Raw genomic sequence first — 5,869 nt, 5'->3', positions numbered from 1 at the left:
GAGGGTTTTCTAATAAGAGCCTGACGATGACCTACTTTCACACTGGTTGCAGCACTATCATCGGCGCAAAGTCGTTTCACGGTCCTGTTCGGGATGGGAAGGGGTGGTACCAACTCGCTATGGTCATCAGGCATAAACTGTAGTGTCGTCTGTTCCCAATGGGGCAACAAACAACGCAATCTAGAAGAAGTAAAGTTTTGTATTACTGCAGTGCAGTGACAAGGGTGTGTCACCGCACTGCTGGGTATGATTGCACTTTTCAGGCAAACACATATCTCATTAGCTTAATCTATAACCTGCTAAGGTTATAGGGACAAGCCTCACGGGCAATTAGTACTGGTTAGCTTAACGTATTACTACGCTTCCACACCCAGCCTATCAACGTCCTGGTCTCGAACGACCCTTTAGGGGAATCTAGTTCCCGGGAAATATCATCTCAAGGCAAGTTTCCCGCTTAGATGCTTTCAGCGGTTATCTCTTCCGAACTTAGCTACCCGGCAATGCCACTGGCGTGACAACCGGTACACCAGAGGTTCGTCCACTCCGGTCCTCTCGTACTAGGAGCAGCCCCCTTCAAATTTCCAACGCCCACGGCAGATAGGGACCAAACTGTCTCACGACGTTTTAAACCCAGCTCACGTACCACTTTAAATGGCGAACAGCCATACCCTTGGGACCGGCTACAGCCCCAGGATGTGATGAGCCGACATCGAGGTGCCAAACTCCCCCGTCGATATGAACTCTTGGGAGGAATCAGCCTGTTATCCCCAGAGTACCTTTTATCCGTTGAGCGATGGCCCTTCCATACAGAACCACCGGATCACTATGTCCTACTTTCGTACCTGCTCGACTTGTCAGTCTCGCAGTTAAGCACGCTTATGCCATTGCACTAACAGCACGATGTCCGACCGTACCTAGCGTACCTTCGAACTCCTCCGTTACACTTTGGGAGGAGACCGCCCCAGTCAAACTGCCTACCATGCACTGTCCCCGATCCGGATAACGGACCAAGGTTAGAATCTCAAACAAACCAGGGTGGTATTTCAAGGTTGGCTCCACGCAAACTAGCGTTCACGCTTCAAAGCCTCCCACCTATCCTACACAGATTGGTTCAAAATTCAATGCAAAGCTACAGTAAAGGTTCATGGGGTCTTTCCGTCTAGCCGCGGGTAGATTGCATCATCACAAACATTTCAACTTCGCTGAGTCTCGGGAGGAGACAGTGTGGCCATCGTTACTCCATTCGTGCAGGTCGGAACTTACCCGACAAGGAATTTCGCTACCTTAGGACCGTTATAGTTACGGCCGCCGTTTACTGGGACTTCAATCAAGAGCTTGCACCCCATCATTTAATCTTCCAGCACCGGGCAGGAGTCACACCATATACGTCCACTTTCGTGTTTGCATAGTGCTGTGTTTTTATTAAACAGTCGCAGCCACCTTTTTATTGCAGCCCTTTCACCCTTCTGGCGCGAGCCAGTCAAGCTACCGGGGCGTACCTTATCCCGAAGTTACGGTACAAATTTGCCGAGTTCCTTCTCCCGAGTTCTCTCAAGCGCCTTAGAATACTCATCTCGCCCACCTGTGTCGGTTTGCGGTACGGTCTCGTGTGACTGAAGCTTAGAGGCTTTTCTTGGAACCACTTCCGATTGCTTCATGAATAAATTCACTCGTCTCAACCCCTTGAATTACGCTGCCGGATTTGCCTAACAGCCTTCTCTGAGCCAAAAACCGACTATTCCAACAGTCGGACAACCTTCCGCGATCCGTCCCCCCATCGCATCACACGACGGTGCAGGAATATTAACCTGCTTCCCATCAGCTACGCATCTCTGCCTCGCCTTAGGGGCCGACTCACCCTGCTCCGATGAACGTTGAACAGGAAACCTTGGGCTTACGGCGTGGAGGCTTTTCACCCCCATTATCGCTACTCATGTCAGCATTCGCACTTCTGATACCTCCAGCATCCTTTACAAGACACCTTCGCAGGCTTACAGAACGCTCTCCTACCATATGACCTATAAATAGGTACATATCCGCAGCTTCGGTGACTGGCTTAGCCCCGTTACATCTTCCGCGCAGGACGACTCGATCAGTGAGCTATTACGCTTTCTTTAAAGGATGGCTGCTTCTAAGCCAACCTCCTGACTGTTTTAGCCTTCCCACTTCGTTTGCCACTTAGCCAATCTTTGGGACCTTAGCTGGCGGTCTGGGTTGTTTCCCTCTTGACGTCGGACGTTAGCACCCGGCGTCTGTCTCCCAAGCTCGCACTCATCGGTATTCGGAGTTTGCAATGGGTTGGTAATTCGCAATGAACCCCTAGCCATAACAGTGCTCTACCCCCGATGGTGATACTTGAGGCACTACCTAAATAGTTTTCGGAGAGAACCAGCTATTTCCAAGTTTGTTTAGCCTTTCACCCCTACCCACAGCTCATCCCCTAATTTTTCAACATTAGTGGGTTCGGACCTCCAGTGCGTGTTACCGCACCTTCATCCTGGCCATGAGTAGATCACTTGGTTTCGGGTCTACACCCAGCGACTGAACGCCCTATTCGGACTCGATTTCTCTACGCCTTCCCTATACGGTTAAGCTTGCCACTGAATGTAAGTCGCTGACCCATTATACAAAAGGTACGCAGTCACGGAACAAGTCCGCTCCTACTGTTTGTATGCACACGGTTTCAGGATCTATTTCACTCCCCTTCCGGGGTTCTTTTCGCCTTTCCCTCACGGTACTGGTTCACTATCGGTCGATTACGAGTATTTAGCCTTGGAGGATGGTCCCCCCATGTTCAGACAGGATTACACGTGTCCCGCCCTACTTGTCGCACACTTAGTTCCACACCACCGATTTCATGTAAGGGGCTATCACCCTCTATGGCCACTATTTCCAGAGTGTTCCATTATCGCTGATGCTAAATCGTGCAGGCTGTTCCCATTTCGCTCGCCACTACTCTGGGAATCTCGGTTGATTTCTTTTCCTGTAGCTACTTAGATGTTTCAGTTCGCCACGTTCGCCTTGCATACCTATGTATTCAGTATGCAATACCCATAAAGGGTGGGTTTCCCCATTCGGAAATCTGCGGATCAAAGCCTGTTTGCTGGCTCCCCGCAGCTTATCGCAAGCTACTACGTCCTTCATCGCCTGTAATCGCCAAGGCATCCACCATGTGCACTTATTCACTTGTCCCTATAACGTTAGCCTCTGATCGCGTTCACGACCAAAAACCGGTTATAGGATATTACTTATGAGTATTACTTTAGCGTTTGCCGTATCCAAAGTGTTATCGCATTTGCATACTTACGTATGCTCTTTTGAGAACTCTTTAATACTTTTTGATTTGATACAATCATACCCATCCACACTACTGTCGTAGCGCAGACGAATCTTTACTTCTTCTAAATTGTTAAAGAACAAACAGCCAATGATCTTAAAAAGATCAAACCTAAATCGCTTTTATTTCACGCTACTACCCCGCGCAAATACTGACTTAGGTTTGATTTTTTACGCTTACTTTATGCACCAGGCGGTGTGCCCAGCAAAGTAAATGGTGGAGGCTAACGGGATCGAACCGATGACCCCCTGCTTGCAAAGCAGGTGCTCTCCCAGCTGAGCTAAGCCCCCCATAAATCGTACCTCTATAACTGGTGGGTCTGGTTGGGCTCGAACCAACGACCCCCGCGTTATCAACACGGTGCTCTAACCAACTGAGCTACAGACCCGTCCTGATTAGCACGTTCCTAATATGACTGTTCTTCTTCTAACTAACACACCGATAAGTGTGGACGCTTAATGTCCGGGCAAACTCTAGAAAGGAGGTGATCCAGCCGCACCTTCCGATACGGCTACCTTGTTACGACTTCACCCCAGTCACGAATCCCACCGTGGTAAGCGCCCTCCTTACGGTTAGGCTACCTACTTCTGGTGAAACCCGCTCCCATGGTGTGACGGGCGGTGTGTACAAGACCCGGGAACGTATTCACCGCGACATGCTGATCCGCGATTACTAGCGATTCCAACTTCATGTAGTCGAGTTGCAGACTACAATCCGGACTACGATACACTTTCTGGGATTAGCTCCCCCTCGCGGGTTGGCGGCCCTCTGTATGTACCATTGTATGACGTGTGAAGCCCTACCCATAAGGGCCATGAGGACTTGACGTCATCCCCACCTTCCTCCGGTTTGTCACCGGCAGTCTCATTAGAGTGCCCTTTCGTAGCAACTAATGACAAGGGTTGCGCTCGTTGCGGGACTTAACCCAACATCTCACGACACGAGCTGACGACAGCCATGCAGCACCTGTGTACTGGTTCTCTTTCAAGCACTCCCTGATCTCTCAAGGATTCCAGCCATGTCAAGGGTAGGTAAGGTTTTTCGCGTTGCATCGAATTAATCCACATCATCCACCGCTTGTGCGGGTCCCCGTCAATTCCTTTGAGTTTTAATCTTGCGACCGTACTCCCCAGGCGGTCTACTTCACGCGTTAGCTGCGTTACCAAGTCAATTAAGACCCGACAACTAGTAGACATCGTTTAGGGCGTGGACTACCAGGGTATCTAATCCTGTTTGCTCCCCACGCTTTCGTGCATGAGCGTCAGTGTTATCCCAGGGGGCTGCCTTCGCCATCGGTATTCCTCCACATCTCTACGCATTTCACTGCTACACGTGGAATTCTACCCCCCTCTGACACACTCTAGCCTTCCAGTCACAAATGCCATTCCCAGGTTAAGCCCGGGGATTTCACACCTGTCTTAAAAAACCGCCTGCGCACGCTTTACGCCCAGTAATTCCGATTAACGCTTGCACCCTACGTATTACCGCGGCTGCTGGCACGTAGTTAGCCGGTGCTTATTCTTCAGGTACCGTCATTAGCCCCAGGTATTAACCAAGACCGTTTCTTCCCTGACAAAAGAGCTTTACAACCCGAAGGCCTTCTTCACTCACGCGGCATTGCTGGATCAGGCTTGCGCCCATTGTCCAAAATTCCCCACTGCTGCCTCCCGTAGGAGTCTGGGCCGTGTCTCAGTCCCAGTGTGGCTGGTCGTCCTCTCAGACCAGCTACTGATCGAAGCCTTGGTGAGCCTTTACCTCACCAACTAGCTAATCAGATATCGGCCGCTCTGATAACGAGAGGTTCTTGCGAATCCCCCTCTTTCCCCCGTAGGGCGTATGCGGTATTAGCTAATCTTTCGACTAGTTGTCCCCCATTACCAGGCACGTTCCGATATATTACTCACCCGTTCGCCACTCGTCAGCGGAGCAAGCTCCCTGTTACCGTTCGACTTGCATGTGTAAGGCATGCCGCCAGCGTTCAATCTGAGCCAGGATCAAACTCTTCAGTTTAATCTCTGTTTTGTGGCATTGCTGCCTAGCATCGCTGCTATCGCTCACTCAAAATACTGACAGGCTATCTCCCCAATTTGACTCAGGCAAATATCCTATTTTCTTCTTTTGTGAACATTTAATGTTTTAAGTTATACGCAAACCACCGAAGTAGTTCACGCTGCACTTTCATTAAACGCCCACACTTATCGGCTGTTAATTGTTAAAGAACTGTCTCTGTTTGGCGTCACACCCAACCTTACGCTCGGTGTTCGCAGCGCTGACAAAGCGTTTTGTTTGTCAGCAGCAGAGAGATGAGATTATGTGGCACTTCGAACTTTTCGTCAACTTCTTTTTAAATCATTTTAGAAACAATTTAAAACCAAATCAACTCACAACTACCGCTCAAAACACCCCACTTTACAACCTCGTTTCCGCCTCCAATTTCGCCCTTCGCACCGCTTGCGCCGTACTCAGTATTTCGCGTCGTTTTCAACAGAGGCCGAACTATAGCAACACATCTCAACACTGGCAAGCAATTTT

1 protein-coding gene, 2 tRNA genes and 3 rRNA genes are annotated in these 5,869 nt (G+C 49.8%); 1 reads left to right on the top strand and 5 read right to left on the bottom strand.

Going from position 1 to position 5,869, the window contains the following annotated elements:
• Positions 1–18: 18 nt before the first annotated feature.
• From rrf to QN379_RS22905, 5 genes are all read right to left on the bottom strand, one after another.
• Positions 19–131: ribosomal RNA gene (gene rrf, locus QN379_RS22925) — 5S ribosomal RNA — on the bottom strand.
• Between the two features lie 178 nt (positions 132–309).
• Positions 310–3,192 (bottom strand): 23S ribosomal RNA (locus QN379_RS22920).
• A 359-nt stretch (positions 3,193–3,551) separates the two neighbouring features.
• Positions 3,552–3,627: transfer RNA gene (locus QN379_RS22915), tRNA-Ala, on the bottom strand.
• 21 nt (positions 3,628–3,648) lie between these two features.
• Positions 3,649–3,725 (bottom strand) — tRNA-Ile (locus tag QN379_RS22910).
• An 89-nt stretch (positions 3,726–3,814) separates the two neighbouring features.
• Positions 3,815–5,347, bottom strand: a 16S ribosomal RNA gene (locus tag QN379_RS22905).
• The 16S, 23S and 5S rRNA genes sit together here with 2 tRNA genes alongside, the layout of an rRNA operon.
• A 220-nt stretch (positions 5,348–5,567) precedes the next feature.
• Here QN379_RS22905 and QN379_RS22900 point away from each other — a divergent pair.
• Positions 5,568–5,869 (top strand): hypothetical protein (locus QN379_RS22900; protein WP_323507715.1); only part of this gene is annotated, 302 nt, incomplete at its 3' end.

The organism is Glaciimonas sp. Gout2, from assembly GCF_035018905.1.
GTDB lineage: Bacteria > Pseudomonadota > Gammaproteobacteria > Burkholderiales > Burkholderiaceae_D > Glaciimonas.
The sequence above is the reverse complement of the archived record's forward strand: the minus strand, read 5'-3'. Positions and strand labels throughout refer to the sequence as shown.